The 15994-nt window shown below is 69.0% G+C and carries 15 protein-coding genes; 8 read left to right on the top strand and 7 right to left on the bottom strand.

The window, feature by feature from the left end; all coding sequences use genetic code 11:
* Nucleotides 1-11: 11 nt before the first annotated feature.
* Together ACFVBH_RS10390 and ACFVBH_RS10385 are read left to right on the top strand one after the other, a co-directional pair.
* A complete protein-coding gene (locus ACFVBH_RS10390; protein WP_354985101.1) occupies nt 12-557 on the top strand; it encodes a DUF1697 domain-containing protein in 546 nt (181 codons plus the stop codon).
* 95 nt (nt 558-652) lie between these two features.
* Nucleotides 653-2944 (top strand): hypothetical protein, encoded by a 2292-nt coding sequence (locus ACFVBH_RS10385; RefSeq protein WP_379001150.1) that lies wholly within the window; start codon nt 653-655, stop codon nt 2942-2944.
* 83 nt (nt 2945-3027) lie between these two features.
* Here ACFVBH_RS10385 and ACFVBH_RS10380 read toward each other — a convergent pair whose 3' ends face one another.
* The 4 genes from ACFVBH_RS10380 to ACFVBH_RS10365 form a co-directional block, all read right to left on the bottom strand.
* Nucleotides 3028-4179 (bottom strand): serine hydrolase domain-containing protein, encoded by a 1152-nt coding sequence (locus ACFVBH_RS10380; protein ID WP_379001149.1) that lies wholly within the window; start codon nt 4177-4179, stop codon nt 3028-3030.
* 71 nt (nt 4180-4250) lie between these two features.
* Entirely contained in the window at nt 4251-5513 is a 1263-nt protein-coding gene (locus tag ACFVBH_RS10375) for a glycosyltransferase family 4 protein (RefSeq protein WP_379001148.1), read from the bottom strand.
* A complete protein-coding gene (locus ACFVBH_RS10370) occupies nt 5510-7078 on the bottom strand; it encodes a 1,4-alpha-glucan branching protein domain-containing protein (protein ID WP_379001147.1) in 1569 nt (522 codons plus the stop codon). Before ACFVBH_RS10370 ends, ACFVBH_RS10375 begins: the two co-directional genes overlap by 4 nt.
* Entirely contained in the window at nt 7075-7857 is a 783-nt protein-coding gene (locus tag ACFVBH_RS10365) for a class I SAM-dependent methyltransferase (RefSeq protein ID WP_379001146.1), read from the bottom strand. Before ACFVBH_RS10365 ends, ACFVBH_RS10370 begins: the two co-directional genes overlap by 4 nt.
* A gap of 194 nt (nt 7858-8051) precedes the next feature.
* Between ACFVBH_RS10365 and ACFVBH_RS10360 the strand changes: the two genes are divergently transcribed.
* The 4 genes from ACFVBH_RS10360 to ACFVBH_RS10345 all read left to right on the top strand — a co-directional run bounded on the left by ACFVBH_RS10360 (nt 8052) and on the right by ACFVBH_RS10345 (nt 11113).
* Complete coding sequence (locus tag ACFVBH_RS10360; RefSeq protein ID WP_354985106.1) at nt 8052-8837, top strand: electron transfer flavoprotein subunit beta/FixA family protein; 786 nt, start codon at nt 8052-8054, stop codon at nt 8835-8837.
* 36 nt (nt 8838-8873) lie between these two features.
* Nucleotides 8874-9833, top strand: coding sequence for an electron transfer flavoprotein subunit alpha/FixB family protein (locus tag ACFVBH_RS10355; protein ID WP_379001145.1), 960 nt, complete (start codon nt 8874-8876; stop codon nt 9831-9833).
* Between the two features lie 391 nt (nt 9834-10224).
* Nucleotides 10225-10458: a hypothetical protein gene (locus ACFVBH_RS10350; protein ID WP_354985108.1), complete on the top strand. Its 234-nt coding sequence runs from the start codon at nt 10225-10227 to the stop codon at nt 10456-10458.
* A gap of 196 nt (nt 10459-10654) precedes the next feature.
* Complete coding sequence (locus tag ACFVBH_RS10345; protein ID WP_379001144.1) at nt 10655-11113, top strand: hypothetical protein; 459 nt, start codon at nt 10655-10657, stop codon at nt 11111-11113.
* On the opposite strand, the gene ACFVBH_RS10340 is transcribed toward ACFVBH_RS10345, so the two are convergent.
* Nucleotides 11110-12150 (bottom strand): hypothetical protein, encoded by a 1041-nt coding sequence (locus ACFVBH_RS10340; protein WP_379001143.1) that lies wholly within the window; start codon nt 12148-12150, stop codon nt 11110-11112. The genes ACFVBH_RS10345 and ACFVBH_RS10340 overlap by 4 nt on opposite strands.
* A 99-nt stretch (nt 12151-12249) precedes the next feature.
* Here ACFVBH_RS10340 and ACFVBH_RS10335 point away from each other — a divergent pair, with 99 nt between their 5' ends.
* Nucleotides 12250-13194, top strand: coding sequence for an aminoglycoside phosphotransferase family protein (locus ACFVBH_RS10335; RefSeq protein ID WP_379001142.1), 945 nt, complete (start codon nt 12250-12252; stop codon nt 13192-13194).
* Nucleotides 13195-13210: 16 nt separating this feature from the next.
* Here ACFVBH_RS10335 and ACFVBH_RS10330 read toward each other — a convergent pair whose 3' ends face one another.
* Both ACFVBH_RS10330 and ACFVBH_RS10325 read right to left on the bottom strand, forming a co-directional pair.
* Entirely contained in the window at nt 13211-13627 is a 417-nt protein-coding gene (locus tag ACFVBH_RS10330; RefSeq protein WP_354985112.1) for a DUF1707 domain-containing protein, read from the bottom strand.
* Between the two features lie 68 nt (nt 13628-13695).
* Nucleotides 13696-14553, bottom strand: coding sequence for a LysR family transcriptional regulator (locus ACFVBH_RS10325; RefSeq protein ID WP_354985172.1), 858 nt, complete (start codon nt 14551-14553; stop codon nt 13696-13698).
* A gap of 113 nt (nt 14554-14666) precedes the next feature.
* On the opposite strand from ACFVBH_RS10325, the gene ACFVBH_RS10320 reads away from it, so the two are divergent.
* The gene (locus tag ACFVBH_RS10320; protein ID WP_379001141.1) at nt 14667-15959 is read left to right on the top strand and encodes an NAD(P)/FAD-dependent oxidoreductase; all 1293 of its coding nucleotides are present in this window, start codon (nt 14667-14669) and stop codon (nt 15957-15959) included.
* Nucleotides 15960-15994 lie beyond the last annotated feature (35 nt).

Below are 15994 nucleotides of genomic sequence, written 5' to 3'. Positions count from 1 at the left end.
AGGTTCGGGGCATGAATCGCTACGCCGCTTTCCTGCGCGGGATCATGCCCACCAACCCGAACATGAAGAACGAGAAGCTGCGCGGCGTGTTCGAGGGCCTGGGTTTCGAGCGGGTGGGCTCCCTGCTGACCAGCGGCAACGTGTATTTCGACAGCCCCGAGACCGATGTGCCCGCCCTGGAGGACCGGATCCAGCACGCCCTGCAGGCCGAGCTCGGGATCGGCGGCGGCACCCTGATCCGCAGTCGCGAACAACTCCGCGAGCTGGTGGACACCAACCCCTTCCCCGGCCTGACCCACTGCCGCGAGACCTACCTGACCGTCACCTTCGTGAAGGACCCCGAGGCGGGCCCGCCCGCGAAACCCTCGGACACCCTCGCCGAGGCGGTCTCGATAGTCCGCTACGACAGGCCCGCCGCCGCGATCCTCACAATCGTCGACAACAGTGACCCCCGCACCACCACCTTCATGGCCTGGCTGGAAAAGACCTACGGCAAGGACATCACGACCCGCACCTACCTGACGGTGGAGCGCACCCTGAAGAAACTCGAATCCTGACCCCGGACGCCCGGATTTGGTGCGATCCGTTGCACCGGGCTCATCTCGGACGATGCGTGTAGGGAGATCGGTTCCGACACGAGGGGGTTCGTTCGGTGACAGTCGAGACAGCGTTGGCCCGCGCAGCCGCACCGGCCCTGGGCGCGGGCGCCCGCGGTGTGTACCGCCGTATCCGTCCCGATGTCTCGCTACCCGCGCTGCGGGCGCACGCGGAAGAACTGGCCGAAGGGGTGCGCCGCCGGGAGCGTTCGCACCTCGATCATCTGGGAGTGACCGCGGGCGAGGAGATTCCCCGCGCCCTGCGGGTCACCGCCCGGCACGACGACGTCCCCGGCTCGGACCGGATCACCAACCTCGGCGGATATTTCGCGGCGCTGCCGGCGCGGCGGCTGCTGATCCTGGGTGATCCCGGCTCCGGAAAGACGGTCGCCGCAGCCCAGCTGGTCCTGCGGTTGTTGGCCCTGCGTCCCGCCGACGCCGACCGGCCCGCCCCCGTGCCGGTGCGGGTGGACGCCTCGAGCTGGGATCCCGAGCTCGAGTCGTTCACCTGGTTCCTGGTCCGCCGTCTGGTCGCCGGTTACCGGCTGCACGCCCGGGTCGCCACCGAGCTGCTGGCCGCCGACCTGATCCTGCCCGTCCTCGACGGGTTGGACGAGATCCCCGCCGCGCCCGCCGATTCCGCCGTAGCAGCCGGTGACGGCCCCGATGCCGCCGATGCCGCGCGGGCGGAGGGCACCATGGGCAGCGCGACGGGCGACGCCGGAGCGGCGGCGAACACGCGCCGCGGCGTGGCGCGGGCGGTCGACCGGCTCAACGAACCGCTGTGGCGGGGAAGGCCATTGGTGGTGTTGTGCCGAAGCGCGGACTACCGGGCGGTCGGGGGCGGCTCGTTGTTCGCTATGCCGGTGGCCGAGCTGCGGGGACTGCGGACGGTGGAGATCGAGGCGCATCTGCGGCGGTGCTGCGCGCTGATCAATGGTGATCCGGCGCAGTGGGATCCGGTCTTCGGCCGACTGACCGGGCAGCCGCGCGGCGTGCTCGCCGGGGCGTTGCGGTCACCCGCGCGGCTCACACCCGCGGTGCACCTGTTGCGTGTCGAGGGCCGGTCGGCGGCTGGCCGGCTGGCCGCCTGCGCGGACGACGCCGAGGTGGAGGCGCTGTTGTTCACGGCGCTCATCGATACGGCGGTGGCGGGGGAGCCGCCGACCCGGCGGGCGGGCAAGCCCCGGTATTCATCCGCGCAGGTGCACACCTGGCTGCGCACCTGCGCGCGGCGTGGGGCGCCGGGACCCGCCGCGGGCGGGAACATCGCGCTGGGGGAGATCTGGCGCATGGCTGGCGCCCGCTGCCGAGTCCTGCACGCGATCGCATTCGCGTTGCTGAGTGCTGTTGTGTTCCAAGGCTATTCGATCCTGGCCGGCCCTGTGCTCCAGGTGATCCTGGGCGCCGAGACCTACGCCGCCACCACTGTGTTCCTGCGGACGCAGGAGCCGGGGTCCGTCGGATCGTGGTGGGGTATCGCCTGTCTGGGCGGTGTGGTCACGGCCGTTCGGCCCTGGTCGGCCGCGCCACGCCGCTGCGCCCCGCTACCCGCGCGCTGGGCCGAGATCGGGCTGGCGGCGGGACTGGTGGGCGCGATGGCGGCCCTCGGGGCGCTGGCCATGTTCCCGCCGTCCCCCGACGAGGGGCCGGAGGGTCTCGGACTGCCGTTCGTTCTGACGCTGGTGGCAGGCACCTTGCTCGCCTGCCGGCGGGCCACCGCACGTCGTGCGCCGGGATCGCCTGCCGGACAGCCGATATCGGCGCAGCTCGCGGCGGCAGGGTTGGTGTTCGGCGCGTTCGTGCTGTGCGAACGGCTGCTGTGGGTCCTGCCGGTGGCCGACGCCGCGCAACGCCGGGTCCTGCTGTGGGCGCCGCTGGTCGCCGCTCAAATCTGGTGTGCGGCGGTGTTCCTGTGTGCGGGGCTCGCCCTGCTGGCGACCGTCACGAGCAGGTGGGTGCCCGAACCTCGTCCCGATGAACTGTCCCTGCGCCGTGCGGGAGTCCGGTACTGGACCCCGTTCCTCGCGATCGGACTATGGCTCGTCGTAGCCACTCCCACCGCTACGCACCCCGGTGCGCTGGCTGCACTGGAAGTGGGGTGGTTCCTGCTGGTCGCCTGGGTGGTCACCGGCGGCGGTCCCTGGACGGCGGCGCTGCTGCGCTACGGTTGCGCCCGCCTGGTATTCGCCCGCGGCTCAGACTTCACCGCCCATCCCGCGGCGTTCCTGGCCTGGTGCCGCCGCACCGGCCTACTGCGAGTCACCGGCAATATCTTCGCTTTTCGCCACGACGCTTTTCGACGCTGGCTCGCTGACACCCCGCCCGCTCGCTCCGATCACCCCTGACACGCCGACATTCGCCCTGTCGGGCCGACCCGCGCCGACGGAACTCCGCGCACCGCGCCAGGTTTCAGATGATCGCCCGTCCGTCACAGCGCCGCGTAAACCGACTCGACGAGGTTGTAGGCGCGGCGGTCGCCGGCCATCCAGTCGCGGCGCAGGTTCGGGATGAAGGCGAAGGACAGGAGGGAGTTCGGGTCGGCGAAGGCCAGTGCGCCGCCGGCGCCGGGGTGGCCGAACACGCCGGCGGGGACCGCGGGCGGGACGATGAAGTTCTCGCAGGGGAGCATGTAGCCGAGGGCGAAAGCGCTCTCGGAGAGCAAGACCTCGTCGGGGCCGCGCACCTGTTCGGCGGTCGCCTCCATCCGGTACCGGGGGTGCAGATATCTGCCCTGCATCAGGGTTCGGTAGAACCTGGCCAGGGTGTCGGAGGTGGTGACCAGGCCGGTGGCGGGCCAGCCGCCCGCCAGGACCTCGGGATCGTTGTAGCGGCCGAGGGGGTTCGCGGTGGCGCGCAGGGTGAGGGAATCCCGATCGCGGAAGGCGGCGGCCATCCGGTCCGCGGTCTCCCGGGGGATGGGATCGATATCGTCCCAGGCCATTTGGTCGGCGTGCGGGAACTCGGTGCGGGCCGTCTCCGCGCGCACGGCCTCGTCCGCCCCGATGTACAGGCCGGCTTTCAGATACCGCAGCGCGTAGTCGCCGACCGTCGAATCCGTGTGCCGCCGTACCAGTTCCCCGGCGAGCCAGCCGAATGTCTGTGCGTGGTAACCGTGCCGGGTGCCGGGCTCCCAGACCGGGGTCTGCGCGGCCAGCAGTCCCGCCATGTGCGCGGGATCGGCGGCCTCGGCCGCGGAGATCGGCCGATCGAACGCGGGCAGGCCCGCGCGATGGGCGAGCAGGTCGGCCGTTGTGGTGGCTTCCTTTCCGGCGCAGCCGTATTCGGGCCACCACCGGGTGACGGGCGCGTACAGATCCACGCGGTGCTTCGCGGCGACCTGCAACGCCGCGGTGGCCGTCACGGCCTTCGTGCACGAGAACGTCGGGCACGGCGTGCCCCGCTCCCAGCGCCGCCCGGTGCGCGAATCGGCCACCCCGCCCCAGAGATCCACGACCAATCGCGTGTTCGCGTATACCGTCAGTCCCGCGCCCAGGTTCTGCCCGTCCGCGAAACTCTCCTCGAAGATGTCGCGGACCGCCCGGAATCTCGGATCCACGAAGCCGTCGACCTGTCCACCCATGCCATGAATTAGAACACGTTCTAGTTCATGGCAGAAGGGTGTCCCGCGGAACCGTCGCCGGTTCCGTTCGTTCAGAACGGCTGGTTCGGATCCCGTTCCGGCAGCGGACGTTCGGAGATCTCGGGCCGGCCCAGCGGGTTCCGGACACCGCGCTTGGCGGACTGGTAGACCAGCGCGGTCTCCTGCGCGACCACGTCCCAGGCGAAATCGGCGGTGAGACGTTCCCGCGCCGCCCAGGCCCGATCCTGCGCGGCGGCCGGATCGTCCAGCACCGTGCACACGGCCTCGACGATGCCGTTCACATCGGCCGGTTCGAAGGACGCGCCGGTGACGCCGTCGGTGACCAGATCGCCGAGCCCGCCCGCGGTGGAGGTGACCAGCGGGGTGCCCGCGGCCGCGGCCTCGAGCGCCACGATGCCGAAGGGTTCGTAGCGGCTGGGCAGCACGATGGCGTCGGCCCCGTGCAGCCAGCCCAGCAGATCCGTGTGGTCGAGGCGGCCGACGAAGTTCACCGCGCGCGCCACCCGTGCGGCCCGGGCGCGCTCGCGCAGCCAATCGAACTGGGTGCCGATGCCCGCGATGGTCAGGGTGGTGCCCGGGTACTGCTTGCGAATGCGCGGCAGTGCCGCGATCGCGTCCTGCACGCCCTTCTCGTACTCGAGCCGCCCGACATAGAGCAGCCGCGGCGGTCCCGAACGCGGCGCGCGTTCGCGGAAGGTCCACGAGCTCACGTCGATGCCGTTGCGGATCACCGTGATCGGCGAGCGCTCGGGCCGGTACAGCCGCTCGACCTCGTCCTTCATCGATTCCGAACAGGTGATGAGCGCGTCGGAGTCGTGCGCGAGCCACCACTCCACCGAGTGCACCTGCTTGTTCACCCGCCCCGAGACCCAGCCGCTGTGCCGGCCCGCCTCGGTGGCGTGAATCGTGGAAACCAGTGGCACGTCATAGTGTTCGGCCAGCGTGATACCCGGGTGCGCGACGAGCCAGTCGTGCGCGTGCACCACATCGGGGGTCCAGCCCTCGCCGATGCCGGGCTTGTTCAGCGCGATCCCGGCCCGCACCATGGCGTGTCCCATGGCCAGGGTCCAGGCCAGCATGTCGTCGCCGAAATCGAAGCAGGGCGGATCCTCGGCCACCGCGACCACCAGCACGCCGTCCTCGATGAACGTGTGGGTGGGATGGGTGGAGGCGTCGGTGCCCATGGGACGCCGGGCGAGGACGACGACCTCGTGCCCGGCGGCGGCCAGCTCGGTGGCCAGGTGATGGACGTGACGGCCCAGCCCGCCGACAACGACGGGTGGGTACTCCCACGACACCATCAATATCTTCATTGGGGTCCTTCTGAGGAGGGGCCGAGCCGGCGCGCATCCAGCGCTGGGAAGAATCCGTCGGCCGCATACCATCCTGCCGCCAACTGCTCCGCTTTGGCGAGTTGCCCGCCGGAAACTGCGGCCGCGATCTCGCGCACCGCGTGGGCGTGCTCGTGGGCACGGTCACGCGCGTACCCCGCCGCGGAGTCCTTGGACACCATGAACGCCCAGTCGCTGGAGACCGCCAGGATCGCCTCCCGCAGGAGTTGGTCGGCGACCGGATTCCGGAGGCCCTGCAAACCCGTTTCGCCGGTTTCCGAGGCGTTCGCGCCGGTTTCCACCCGCATCTTGTCGAGGGTGTCCAGCGCCAGCTGCACCACCTCCGCGTTGAGGTCGACCAGATCCTGAACCTGGTCCCCGGCCCATACTCGCCAGTCCTTGCCCGAACCCCACGAGGAGTCGCTGAGCTGCACCGATTCCCCGACATAACCCTTGGCCCGGGCGTCGGCCAGGGTCCCGACCTCGATGCCTGCCTCGGGCAGCGCGCGCAGGACCTGCTCGAGCCACTGCGGTCCCTCGTGCCACCAATGGCCGAAGAGTTCGGTGTCGAAGGCGGCCACCACGAGCGCCGGGCGGCCGATGCGCTCGGACTCGGAGATCAATCGTTCACGCACCGTTTCCACGAAGTCCGCGACGTGTTCGCGAACGGCCGCCGCGGCGAGTTCGGGATCGTAGGGAGCCTTGTCCGCACCCGCGACCGTCTTGCCGGTGACCCGGGACGGTTTGAGACCAGTGGCGTGATCGTAGTGATGGAAATCACGGTAGGCGGCGTGGCCCGGATAGCCGGATTTCGGCGACCACACGCGATAGCTGACGTGCAGATCGCGCCCGAAGGCCACGACGTCCGAATCCCACACCGGGCGGCCCAGGGTGGTGTCGCCGCGCAGCGCGGGCCCGTCCACCATGAAGTGCGTCACACCCGCGGCGTCGTATCCGCGTTCCATGCCCGGGGTGAACCCGCACTCGGGCGCCCAGATGCCGGCGGGGGTGTGACCCCAGCGCTGGCGGGCGTCGGCGAGTCCCTCGCTGAGCTGATAGGCCCGCAGTCGCGGGTCGAGCAGCGGCTGGAACGGATGCGCCAGCGGTCCGCCCAGCAACTCGATGGCCTCGGCGTCGATGAGCCCGCGCCACACCGGCGACGCGCCGTGCCGCCAGTTGGTTTCGAAATCGGCCAGCGCGGCGTTGGCCAGCCGGTGCTCGTGCCCGCCCAGCGCGGTGTTGTCGGACATCGACGCCTCGTCCGCGCGCAACCGCCAGTTGCCCAGCCAGTGGTGCATGCCCGCGAGCGAATGCGGATCGTCCAGCTGCGCCGCCAGCACCGGCGTGATGCCCAGGCTCAGCAGATGCGAACGGCCCTCGGCCGCAAGCTTTCCGAGCACCTCGGCGACGGGCAGGTAGGAGGCCGCCCAGGACTGATAGAGCCATTCCTCGCCGACCGGCCAGCGCCCGTGATGGGCCAGCCACGGAAGGTGGGAGTGCAGGACCAGGGTGAACTGGCCCGGCACGGAGTTCGAGGACGAGGTCACGGCTTCACCGCGATGGCGACCAGGTCGAGGCTGGCATCGATGTCGCTCTCGGCGTCGGCGAGCAGGTCGAAGTCGTCGGTGCGCACGGCGGCGACGTCCGCGGTCAGGTCGGCGGGCCACGGCTCACCGGCCAGTGCGCGCTCGATCTGCGCGTCGATGATCGACCCGCCCCACTTCTCGTCCAGCGCGACCAGCGGCGCGCCGTGGAACACGCCCGCCATCAGCTCGAGCCGGAAACCGGCCTCGACGCAGAGTTCGGTGAGTTCGGCGGCGTTGAGCTCGCGGGTGTGGAAGGGGTTGAGCGGGGTGTCGCGCCCGGGGGAGAAGGTGATCCGGTTGGGCGTGCTGATCAGCAGCTTGCCGCCGGGCTTGAGCACCCGCAGGCATTCGCGGATGAATTGTGACTGATCCCAAAGGTGTTCGATGACTTGGAAATTCACCACGATGTCCACGGACGCGTCGTCGAGCGGCAGGTCGGCCAGATTGCCCTGGATCATCTCGACCGCGGGGTACTTGGCACGCACGTGCGCGACGGCGCTGTCGTCGTAGTCGAGGCCGATCACACGCTCGGCAACCCCGGCGATCATGTTGGCGCCGTAGCCTTCTCCCGAACCCGCCTCAAGCACGATCTTGCCTTCGCAACGCTCCAGCAAACGCACGTAGGCGATCTCGTGGCGGCGGAACCAGTAGTTTTCCTCGGCGATGCCGGGCACCGTCCGCTCACCGGTCAAAGGCAGGGGATCGGTGTGGTTTTCGGTGGGTATCACGGCCTCGCTCATGGGTCCGACGTTAGCGGTTGTCCATATCACAGCGGCACCCGGATCCGATGGTGGAGAAACATCACAGCCTAAGTTACCCGCGAGTAACTTAACGTAGGGTAATCTCCTGGCCGAGCTACCTGTGGACGTACGGACAACCCGATCGTGCGACCGCCACACCCGTGCCACCCAGAACAGGAGGTCGACGAAGACCCATGCCAAACATCGTCGTACTGATCAAGCAGGTTCCTGACACCTGGTCCGAGCGCAAGCTGACCGATGGTGACTACACCCTCGATCGCGAAGCCGCCGACGCCATCCTCGATGAGATCAACGAGCGCGCCGTCGAAGAGGCGCTGCTGATCAAGGAGGCCCAGGGCGGCGAGGTCACCGTGCTGGCCATGGGCCCGGCCCGTGCCACCGATGCCATCCGCAAGGCGCTGTCCATGGGCGCCGACAAGGCCATCCACATCCAGGATGACGCCATCCACGGCTCGGACGCCGTGCAGACCTCCTACGTCCTGGCCGCCGCTCTCGGCCAGATCGAGGGCGTCGAGCTGGTCATCGCCGGCAACGAGGCGACCGACGGCCGCGCCGGTGCCGTCCCCGCGATCATCGCCGAGTACCTCGGCCTGCCGCAGCTGACCCACCTGCGCAAGCTCACCGTCGACGGCGACCGCATCTCCGGCGAGCGCGAGACCGACGAGGGCGTGTTCAAGCTCGAGGCCAGCCTCCCGGCCATCGTCTCGGTCACCGAGAAGATCAACGAGCCCCGCTTCCCCTCCTTCAAGGGCATCATGGCCGCGAAGAAGAAGGAAGTTCAGACCTTCACCCTGGCCGATCTGGGCGTCGACCCGGAGACCGTGGGCGTTGCGAACGCCGGCACCCAGGTGACCGGTGTGACCCCGAAGCCGGCGCGCACGGCGGGCGAGAAGATCGTCGACGAGGGTGAGGGCGGCCAGCAGATCGCCACCTACCTCGTTGGTCAGAAGATCATCTAAAGCCCCCGAGCCGAACCAACTTCAGGAGAAAGACAAATGGCAGAAGTACTCGTGCTCGTGGAGCACGCCGAAGGTGCGCCCAAGAAGGTCACCTCCGAGCTCATCACCGCCGCGCGTGCCCTGGGCACCCCGGCCGCCGTCGTGGTCGCCGCCCCCGGCACCGCCGACAAGCTGGCCGACGCCCTGGCCGCCGCGGGCGCCGAGAAGATCTATGTCGCCGAGTCCGAGGATGCCGAAGGCTTCCTGGTGACCCCGAAGGTCGACGTGCTCGCCGGTCTGTCCGAGTCGGCCGCTCCGGCCGCGATCCTGGTCGCCGCCACCGCGGACGGCAAGGAGATCTCGGGCCGTCTGGCCGCGCGCATCGGCTCCGGCCTGCTCGTGGACGTCATCTCGGTCGACGCCGACGGCACCGCCGTGCACTCGATCTTCGGTGGCGCGTTCACCGTGACCGCCAAGGCCACCGGTGACGTCCCGGTCATCTCGATCCGCCCGGGCGCCGTCGAGGCCGCCCCGCAGGCCGGCGCCGGCGAGAAGGTCGCCGTCGAGATCCCCGCCCAGGAAGAGGGCGTCACCAAGGTCGTCTCGCGGGAGCCGGTCGCCGGTGGCGATCGTCCCGAGCTGACCGAGGCCGCGATCGTGGTCTCCGGTGGTCGTGGCGTCGGCTCGGCCGACAACTTCGGCAAGGTCGTCGAGCCGCTGGCCGACTCCCTCGGTGCCGCCGTCGGCGCTTCCCGCGCCGCGGTCGACTCCGGCTACTACCCGGGTCAGTTCCAGGTCGGTCAGACCGGTAAGACGGTCTCCCCGCAGCTGTACATCGCCCTGGGCATCTCCGGCGCGATCCAGCACCGCGCGGGCATGCAGACCTCGAAGACCATCGTCGCTGTCAACAAGGACGAGGAAGCTCCGATCTTCGAGATCAGCGACTACGGCATCGTCGGCGACCTGTTCAACGTCGCCCCGCAGCTCACCGAGGCTGTGAAGTCCCACAAGGGCTGACGCTGACGCCCTGACGGGCGCAAGCTGATTCGATGACCCCCGGCCGGAAACGGCCGGGGGTCATCGTCGTCGAAGGGGAGGTGCCGCCAGCGCGATGCCGCGGCACCCGGTGTCCGCTCCGGACGGGTGGCGATCCGCGTCCTCGCCGCCCCGGCAGCGGTGCCCCGCGCGACCTCCGATCCCGAATCGTCGGCTGCCGGTGGACAATTCACCCACCTGTGGCGGTATCGACCGCCGAGCACCGCGGGCGGTAGCCGGGCGATGGGCGCGGATCGTGCCGGAAACGACTCGGGGACAGTGGTTTCGGCGCCCCGAAAATTGGGGGCACGAGGCGCGAGTGATGCTACAGCATAGTGAAATTGCTGTATTTGAACTTGAAAGGTGTTCCGCCATGCGTTCTCTCATTGCCGCCGTAGGTGTCTCCGGCATCCTCATCGCCGGGGCCGGGCAGGCCACGGCCGCGCCGCTGACCTTGACCGAACCGTCGACGACACAGGTCGCGCAGGACCAGCCCGAGCTGTCCGGCTCGGCGAGCACCGCCTACGCGGTGCTGTTCCTGCTCGGTTCGTCCGCCGTCACCGCGTGTGCGGTCATCAGCGGCTGCGGTATCCCCGGCACGAACTGAGTCCACACTGTTCCGTAGCATCGCGGACCATGGTCACGCGAGTTCGCTGCGGTGGGCGGCCCCCGGTCGAAACGACCGGGGGCCGTCGGCCGTTCGCAGCGGCGCCGGTGGCGCGGTTTGTGCCGACTCCCAATGCGAACAGCGAGGTTTTCATGTGAGGATCGGTGATCGGCTGGGTCGAGCGGGGGAGCGGTACATGGGGCGACGATCCAGGGAGGCGGCGCCGGACGACGCCGGCGGATCGGCCGAGCGCGGGGCGCCGGACCGCGACGAGCTCACCGCGGTGGTGGCCGCGCTGCACTTCGACCTGGCGGAAGTGCTCGGAACCGATTGCGCGCCCAAGGTTTTCGACCGGGTAGCGGCGGCGCTGGACGAGCAGTTCACCTCGGTGGTCACGACCGGGCAGACGGTGGACCGCGAGATGCTGCTGACGGGGGTGTGGTCGGCGCGAAACACGCAGCCGGGGTTGGAGATCGCGGTCTCCGATGTGCGGGAGATCGCGCGCAGCGGCAATCTCGTGATCGTGCGGTTCACTGCGGAGAACCGCATGGCGGGCGCCCTCACGCGGCGCGTGTCCACCGCCGTGCTGGTGACCGACGGGCGCACCCATCTGTGGCGTTCGGTCCACGAGACGAGTACGCCCGCCGAGTCCTAATCTTCTTCTGGCGCTTCGGTTTCGAAGAATCCGACGCTGGTCAGGGTGAAGAAGTCGAACGGGCTGGGGAAGCGCCAGGAATCGTGGGCGACGTGTTCGGGTGAGGCGAATCCGAAGCGGCGCAGGAAGTGCACGGTGAGTTCGGCGACCTCGATCAGCGATGCCCGGTCATCGGGCAGCTGGCGCACCTGCACGCCGTCCTGGCCCGGGTTGAAGGCCTTGGCCTTGAGCTCGGCCCGCCACTCCGGGTGCTCGCTGACCGCGAGGGTGACCGAGTCCGGGTAGAGCGCGATCTGCACCTTCAGTTCCGGATCGACCGTCGTCCAGTCCTCGTCGTCGGGGTCGTCCTGATCGTCCGGGCCCCGGTACGCGTCCGGATTGCCCTGCAGGGTGATGACCAGCCGGTCCGGCCCAGCGACCGAATCGTCGTCCTCGGTCCCCAGCGCCCGCATGGCCAGGTGCACGTCGAGCAACGTGTCGGCCAGCGCGTCGGTGACGTCGTCCCACTGCGAGAGCACCTTCTCGCCGTAGGTGAAATCGTCCATGCCGGGGCCGTCCATATCGGCCATCCAGGTGAACGGCACCTCGTTCAGGTCGTCCTCGAGTTCCCAGGCGCGCTCGTACCAGGCTTCGAAGGCCGGGGTGGATCCCGCGCGCACGGACAGCGCGCCGTTGCGGTCCAGCGACAGCTCCCGGAAGGTCGCCGCGTCCCGCCAGCGCACGAAGACGTTGCGGCAGCCGCCGAACCAGGACGGCTCACCCCAGACGTCGATCGCGGTGTCGAGGTATTCGTGGAATTCCTCCGGATCGGCCTGCGTGATCCGAATGCCCACCGCCTCCATCTCCGGTGCGCCCGAGCGCCCGGGAATCGAGTTCTCCGCAATCCACGCCGGGCGCCCGATCCCGGGGATGTCGATGCCGTCGCCGGTCAGCGTCCAGCCCGCCGCCTTGCTCACCGTCGCCACATCGGCCCGGCTCCAGGCGCCGAAATCCGACGCCAGCCCGGTCAGCACGGCCCGGAATTGTTCCTCTGTCATCCCTTGCACCCCGCGAGGCTACCGGGCGCGGGGTACGCCTCGGACGCGCCGGGCGATTAACCGATGGCCGCGCGCGGCGGGATTTGAGAGGCTGGCGCCATGCCCATCACCCTGCCGCCCGAGGTCGCCGAGAACATCGCCGAAGTATTCTCCGAACGCGGGAAGCGGTGGCTGGCGGAGCTGCCCGGGGTGGTGGCCGAGCGGTGCTCGGCCTGGGAGCTGGAGATCACCGGCGAGTCCTTCGGCGGCGGAACGCACTCCTATGTCGCGCCGGTCCGGCGCGCGGACGGTTCGGTCGCGGTGCTGAAGGTTCCGGTGGTGGACGAGGAGAATATCGGCGAGCCCGCCGGAATGTGGGCCTACGCCGGCGACGGCGCGGTGCGACTGTACGAATACGATCCGGGCTCCGGCGCGATGCTGCTCGAATGGGCCCGGCCCGGAACGGAATTGGTGGTTCAGCCCGGATTCCCGAGCAATGAGGGCAGGCCGGAGAATATCGAGAGGGTCGAATTGGCCTGCCGCCTGTATCGGCGTTTGCGCCGCCCCGCCACCGCGATTCCGCCGGAGTACCCGGCCATTCCGGCGGCGGCGGACATGGTGGCCGAATGGCGGGAACTGTTCCTCGATCCCGAACCCGCGGTCGCGCGGCTGATTCCGGCCGCACTGCTGGCGCACGCCGCGTTCCGGTGCGCACAATTGTCGGTTCCCGACGGCCCGCTGCTGATCGTCAATCGTGATACCCATCTGGGCAATATCGTTGCGGCCGAGCGGGAGCCGTGGCTCATGATCGACCCGAAGCCCTATCTGGGCGAGGCGGCGTTCGACGCCGGATTTCTGATCATGATTCAGGTGCAGAGCGCGCCCACCCCGGAACACGCACGCGCGGTGGTGGATCGGACCGCGGCCGCGTTGGAGATCGACGCGGATCGGGCACGGGGGTGGGCGTTCATGCGCGCGCTGGAGGAGGTCGTCTGGGCGGAGCAGGACGAGGAGCCGGAGGATCTGCGCCTGCACCTGGCGGTGGCGACGGCGCTGCTGGGCTGACGGGAAGCGCTGTCGCTCAGCGCTTGTGCGGACCCTTGCCCCCGCCGCCGCGATTGGTGACGATGCCGATGAATGTCGGAATCAACAGGGCGGCGCCCCACGGTCCGGCCACCCAGCCGGGCCAGAAATATCCGGCGCCGGTCGCCAGCCAGATCCCGGTGACCAGCAGGCTCACCACGACCCACGGGATCCACATGATGACGACCCACTGCGGCACGGCGTCCCCGCCGAGTTGCGGCGACCGCGAATTCCGTTGGGCGGGCAGGTCGGACAGGATCGGCGCCAGTTCGCCGTAGGTCTTCGCGGCGTAGACGTCCTTGAGCCGGGCGTCGTATTCGTAGATGGTGAGCCGGCCTTCGTCCATCGCTGCCTGGAGCCGGGTGACGATCTGTTCGCGGTCGGCATCGGAGGCCCGCATGTTCTCCTGGGTCACGACCACAGACTAGGTCGGACGCGGTCTCCCGCGCTACGAATCGGTGCACCCGCTAATCAGTCCGGGGACTAGGCGCAGTGCAGGGCCGCGAGCAGCGTGGCCAGGATGGGCGATTGGCGAATATCGCTGCGCACCACCGCGGAAACCGGCACCCGCAACGGGTGGCCCGCGAGCTTCAGGGTCGCGATGCCCTCGGTCTGCGAGTCCGCGTAGAGGATGGTCCACGCGTCGGGCCGATTGATGAGCTCCATCGTGGCGGTGTGGTCCGGCGGAATGGGCGGGCCGTAGGCCGGGCCGGTGGGCAGATCGGCGAAGGCCGCGCGCACCACATTGTGTAACAGCACCTGATCCAGTTCCGGCGGCAGCAGCAGCGGGTAGGCCCCGAGTTCGGTCAGGACCACATCCTGGCGGCCGGCCAGGGGGTGCGCGGTGGAGGTGGCGATGACCAGATCCTCCACCCAGAGCTTCTCCACGGTCAGTCCCGGCTGATCGACGCTGCCCCGGATCAGCGCCAGATCGCAGTCCCCGTCGGCCACCGCCTGGATGCGCTGGCGGAACGGTTTGATGACGAATTCGATCTCCGCGCCGGGATGCGCTTCGCGTGCTCCGGCGATGGCGGAGAGCGATCTTGTTGCGAAGCTCATATTGGCCGCGAGGCGAATGCGCGGTCCGGATGCCCTTACAGCTGCACGAATGGCGGATTCCAGGCTCAGCATTTGCTTCGCAAGAGGAAGTAGCCGAGTGGTCGCGTCGGTGGGTACGACCGATCTTGTCGAGCGTTCGAACAGCGGTACCCCGAGGTCGCGTTCGAGCCGTGCGATCTGGTGGCTGATGGCCGATTGCGAAATGAAGCACCGGGTCGCCGCCCGGCTGAAGCTGAGTTCTTCGCAAACGGCGACAAAGTAGGCCAGCTGTCGCAGCTCCACGGCACTTCTCCAATTCATGATCAATCTAGATAAGAGTCATATTGATTATGCGCCCTGACCCCTGGAACATTCGCACTTCGAATCACGGTTAGTCATGAGAGAAGGAGGCTGTCATGCAGATCGCGGATGCGGGTGTCGAGTCCGTAGAGGTTGTCATCGTTGGTTCGGGGTTCGGTGGGCTCAGTGCCGCCAAGCAGCTCAATAAGTCGGGAGTGCCCTACGTTCTGATTTCGAGCACGCCCGAGCACCTCTTCCAGCCTCTCCTCTACCAAGTTGCGACGGGTGTGCTGGCCTCCGACGAGATCGCCCCGCCCATCAAGAACATCCTTCGGCACCACCGCAACGGTGAGACGCGCGTCGGCCGGGTCGTCGCGCTGGACGCCCCGAACGCGATCCTGACCTACGAGACCCCCGAGGGCCCGCGCAAGATCCGCTACGGATCGCTGATCGCCGCGACCGGTGCGAGCCAGTCCTATTTCGGCCGTGACGATTTCGCCGACAAGACCTATTCGCTCAAGACCATCGACGACGCCAAGGCGCTGCGCGCGCAGATCGACCGGGTGTTCACCGAGGCCAAGGACGCCGACCCCGAGACCCGCCGCCGGCTGCTCAGCTTCGTGGTGGTGGGCGCGGGTGCGACCGGCGTCGAGGTGGCGGGCCAGCTCAAGGAGCTCGCCAAGCGGTACTACAACACCGACGACTCGGTGACCCTGGTCGAGGGCGCGGGTGTGGTGCTGCCGCCGTTCGGCGGCGGGCTCTCGGAGTACGCGAAGAACTCGCTGGCCAAGAGTGGTGTCGAGGTGCTGACCGACACCTTCGTGACCGATATCGACGAGGGCAAGGTCACCGTCAAGAGCAAGGACGGGGTCGAGCGCCGGATCGCCGCGGAGACCGTGGTGTGGTCGGCCGGCGTGCAGGCGGGCGGGTTCGCCGAGATCCTGGCCGAGGCCACCGGCTGCGAAACCGACCGCGCCGGGCGACTATTGATCAATCCGGACTGCACCGTGGGCGGGCACGCCGACATCTACGCCATCGGCGACATGACCTCGCTCAAGGGATACCCCGGGCAGTCGCCGGTCGCGATGCAGGAGGGCCGCCACGTCGCGGACATCATTCGCGGCAAGAAGCAGACGGCCACCGAGTTCACCTACTGGGACAAGGGCAGCATGGCGGTGATCAGCCGTTTCAGCGCGGTCACCAAGCTGAACGACAAGATCAAGTTCACCGGCACGATCGCCTGGTTCACCTGGCTGGCCGTGCATCTGTTCTACCTGGTCGGATTCCGCAACCGGTTCGCCGCGGTGTTCTCGTGGCTGGTGTCGTTCATCGGGACCGGGCGGCCCGGGTTCGCCGAGGTCGAGAAGGCTTCCGCTGCACGAAGAGTGGAGCCGCCGCGGGCGGCGTGACGCCTCGCAGCGCCCGCTCGCAGCGCAAGAGATCG

The organism is Nocardia sp. NPDC057668, from assembly GCF_042799795.1.
In the GTDB taxonomy this organism is placed as follows: Bacteria; Actinomycetota; Actinomycetes; order Mycobacteriales; family Mycobacteriaceae; genus Nocardia.
The sequence above is the reverse complement of the archived record's forward strand: the minus strand, read 5'-3'. Positions and strand labels throughout refer to the sequence as shown.

Excerpts from the sequence above, each read along its gene's own strand:
- ACFVBH_RS10320 (WP_379001141.1), top strand. The coding sequence starts at position 14,667 with ATGCAGATCGCGGATGCGGGTGTCGAGTCCGTAGAGGTTGTCATCGTT.
- ACFVBH_RS10375 (WP_379001148.1), bottom strand. The coding sequence starts at position 5,513 with ATGAAGATATTGATGGTGTCGTGGGAGTACCCACCCGTCGTTGTCGGC.
- ACFVBH_RS10365 (WP_379001146.1), bottom strand. The coding sequence starts at position 7,857 with ATGAGCGAGGCCGTGATACCCACCGAAAACCACACCGATCCCCTGCCT.
- ACFVBH_RS10335 (WP_379001142.1), top strand. The coding sequence starts at position 12,250 with ATGCCCATCACCCTGCCGCCCGAGGTCGCCGAGAACATCGCCGAAGTA.
- ACFVBH_RS10360 (WP_354985106.1), top strand. The coding sequence starts at position 8,052 with ATGCCAAACATCGTCGTACTGATCAAGCAGGTTCCTGACACCTGGTCC.
- ACFVBH_RS10340 (WP_379001143.1), bottom strand. The coding sequence starts at position 12,150 with ATGACAGAGGAACAATTCCGGGCCGTGCTGACCGGGCTGGCGTCGGAT.
- ACFVBH_RS10350 (WP_354985108.1), top strand. The coding sequence starts at position 10,225 with ATGCGTTCTCTCATTGCCGCCGTAGGTGTCTCCGGCATCCTCATCGCC.
- ACFVBH_RS10390 (WP_354985101.1), top strand. The coding sequence starts at position 12 with ATGAATCGCTACGCCGCTTTCCTGCGCGGGATCATGCCCACCAACCCG.
- ACFVBH_RS10380 (WP_379001149.1), bottom strand. The coding sequence starts at position 4,179 with ATGGGTGGACAGGTCGACGGCTTCGTGGATCCGAGATTCCGGGCGGTC.
- ACFVBH_RS10345 (WP_379001144.1), top strand. The coding sequence starts at position 10,655 with ATGGGGCGACGATCCAGGGAGGCGGCGCCGGACGACGCCGGCGGATCG.
- ACFVBH_RS10355 (WP_379001145.1), top strand. The coding sequence starts at position 8,874 with ATGGCAGAAGTACTCGTGCTCGTGGAGCACGCCGAAGGTGCGCCCAAG.